3 protein-coding genes are annotated in these 2,743 nt (G+C 61.1%); 2 read left to right on the forward strand and 1 reads right to left on the reverse strand.

Annotated features, from left to right (window positions below; all coding sequences use genetic code 11):
- Positions 1 to 181 (reverse strand): YjhX family toxin (locus EN991_RS31050; RefSeq protein ID WP_281058827.1); only part of this gene is annotated, 181 nt, incomplete at its 3' end.
- A gap of 354 nt (positions 182 to 535) precedes the next feature.
- Here EN991_RS31050 and gatB point away from each other — a divergent pair.
- Positions 536 to 2,035, forward strand: coding sequence for an Asp-tRNA(Asn)/Glu-tRNA(Gln) amidotransferase subunit GatB (gatB, locus tag EN991_RS31060; protein WP_127370184.1), 1,500 nt, complete (start codon positions 536 to 538; stop codon positions 2,033 to 2,035).
- 4 nt (positions 2,036 to 2,039) lie between these two features.
- Entirely contained in the window at positions 2,040 to 2,534 is a 495-nt protein-coding gene (locus EN991_RS31065; RefSeq protein ID WP_127370185.1) for a GNAT family N-acetyltransferase, read from the forward strand.
- Positions 2,535 to 2,743: the final 209 nt, after the last annotated feature.

Here is a 2,743-nt window from a genome sequence, read left to right on the forward strand (position 1 = left end):
CGCCCGGATAATGCCAGCCGTCGCGGGTCAGGCATTTGACGGAGGCGATCCGTTTCTTCTCGTTCTTTTCGATTTCAATGCGTCCGCCCTGCGCGAGCAGGTGCAGGATGCGCTGTTTCCACAGCGCCGCGCGTCCTCTTGGACGCGCAAAGGACGCTGTGGCACTTATGATTTGGCGCATGATCCTTTCCGAAAATCGATACCGATTTTCGGGGTCGTGCGCTGCGCGAAATATCCATGTGAGAGTTTTCCGGGAAAACAAAAAATGCCGCCGCCGCGAAGCTTCGCGGCACGGGGTTTCAGGTTTTCTGCCCTGCCTCGCCAGGAGGTCAGGGCCTTACCGGGACTGAGCGTAAGTGGACATCCACTCTCCATTGGAATGGACCTCCTATAGGCGAACGCGGCTGAAAAGGCCAGTCCGCGGCTTTGCGCTTGTGTTTTTTGGGCGCTTGTCTCTTTTGGCGGTTTGCACTAGCGAAGTTGCACACCAAAGTGTGCGAAACACATTATCCGCAGTTCCAATACGCAGGCCACCATGTCCCTCATCGACACCCGCACGCCCGACGCCAAGCGCCTTGTTTCCGGTGCCACCGGCGACTGGGAGATCATCATCGGCCTCGAGGTCCATGCCCAGATTACATCGGAAGCAAAGCTGTTTTCCGGCGCCTCGACCGCTTTCGGCGCGGCGCCCAACGCCAATGTCAGCCTGGTCGATGCGGCGATGCCCGGCATGCTGCCGGTCATCAACGAGGAATGCGTCAAGCAGGCGATCCGCACCGGCCTTGGGCTGAAAGCGCAGATCAACCACAAGTCGGTCTTCGATCGGAAGAACTACTTCTATCCAGACCTGCCGCAGGGCTACCAGATCTCGCAGTTCAAGCAGCCGATCGTCGGCGAGGGCACGGTGATCGTTTCCGTTGGCCCCGATCGTCAGGGCGAATTCGAGGACATCGAGGTCGGCATCGAGCGGCTGCATCTGGAGCAGGATGCCGGAAAGTCGATGCACGACCAGCATGTGACCATGTCCTATGTCGACCTCAACCGCTCCGGCGTGGCGCTGATGGAGATCGTCTCCAAGCCCGACATGCGCTCGGCCGACGAAGCCAAGGCTTATGTCACCAAGCTGCGCACCATCGTGCGCTATCTCGGCACCTGCGACGGCAACATGGACGAAGGTTCGATGCGCGCCGACGTCAACGTTTCGGTGCGCAAGCCGGGCGGCGAGTTCGGCACGCGCTGCGAGATCAAGAACGTCAACTCGATCCGCTTCATCGGCCAGGCCATCGACTACGAGGCGCGCCGGCAGATCGCCATTCTCGAGGATGGCGGCAAGATCGACCAGGAGACGCGGCTGTTCGACGCCGCCAAGGGCGAGACGCGTTCGATGCGCTCCAAGGAAGAGGCACATGATTACCGCTACTTCCCCGATCCGGACCTCTTGCCGCTGGAATTCGACCAGGCCTATGTCGATGCGCTGGCCAAGGAATTGCCGGAACTGCCAGACGACAAGAAGGCGCGGCTGATCGCGTCGCTCGGCCTGTCGGCCTATGACGCCTCGATCCTGGTTTCGGAAAAGCCGATCGCCGACTATTTCGAGAAGGTGGCCGCCGGCCGCGACGGCAAGCTCGCCGCCAACTGGGTCATCAACGATCTGCTCGGGCAATTGAACAAGGCCGGAAAAGACATTGAAAACGCTCCGGTTTCTCCCGAGCAGCTTGGCGCGGTCATCGATCTGATCAAGGACGGCACCATTTCCGGCAAGATCGCCAAGGACCTGTTCGAGATCGTCTGGAATGAGGGCGGCGATCCGCGCCAGCTGGTCGAGAGCCGTGGCATGAAGCAGGTCACCGACACCGGCGCCATCGAGAAGGCCGTAGACGAGGTGATCGCAGCCAACCCCGACAAGGTCGAACAGGCGCGCGCCAAGCCGAGCATGGCCGGTTGGTTCGTTGGCCAGGTGATGAAGGTGACCGGCGGCAAGGCCAATCCACAAGCGGTCAACGACCTCGTCAAGACCAAGCTGGGCATCGAGTAGCGCGGTGTTTGTCCGCACCGCAGGTGAACGTGATCTGACGGCCATCCGGGCGCTGCTGGTCGAAACCTGGCACACGACCTATGACGCGGTCTATGGCCCTGATCGGATCGACCGGGTCATCGAGGATTGGTGTTCGCCGGCGAAATTGAGAGCTAGCCTTGAGCGGCCGAATGCCGAATTCCTGGTCGCAGACGACGGCAAGCGCATTGGCGGCGTCGCCTATGCCGAAAGCGTCGAAGGCGGCACCGTGGTCGACCTGCAACAGCTCCATGTCGCACCCGACCTGCAAGGCCGGGGCATCGGCGGGATGTTGCTCGATGAGGTGATCGAGAATTTTCCGGAAGCCCGCTCTCTACGCATCGAGGTCGTGGAGCAGAACAGGCGTGCGGTCGCCTTCTATCTGGCCAACGGCTTTGCCGAGATTGGCGGGGCCGACAATTATGGGCCGGCGCAGTCCGGGATTGCTGCGTTGATTCTTGAGCGGATGCTGACCGCCTGAGCGCTCGATGATCGCGCGATTGCATCACGTTGTTGCGAGTGGACCCTCGAGCGCACGGCTTTCATTTGACGGCGCAAATATCGAGCGCAAAGCTGTGGCCGCTGACCCCAGCCATGATCGGTGTTTGACCGGTGGCATGCGAGGCACCTTGGGGAATCGTCATGCCAAGCTTGCCGGAACTGATGCCGACACAGGTGTCGGACGAGACC

This window comes from Mesorhizobium sp. M7A.F.Ca.US.005.03.2.1, assembly GCF_003997795.1.
Taxonomy (GTDB): Bacteria; Pseudomonadota; Alphaproteobacteria; order Rhizobiales; family Rhizobiaceae; genus Mesorhizobium; species Mesorhizobium ciceri.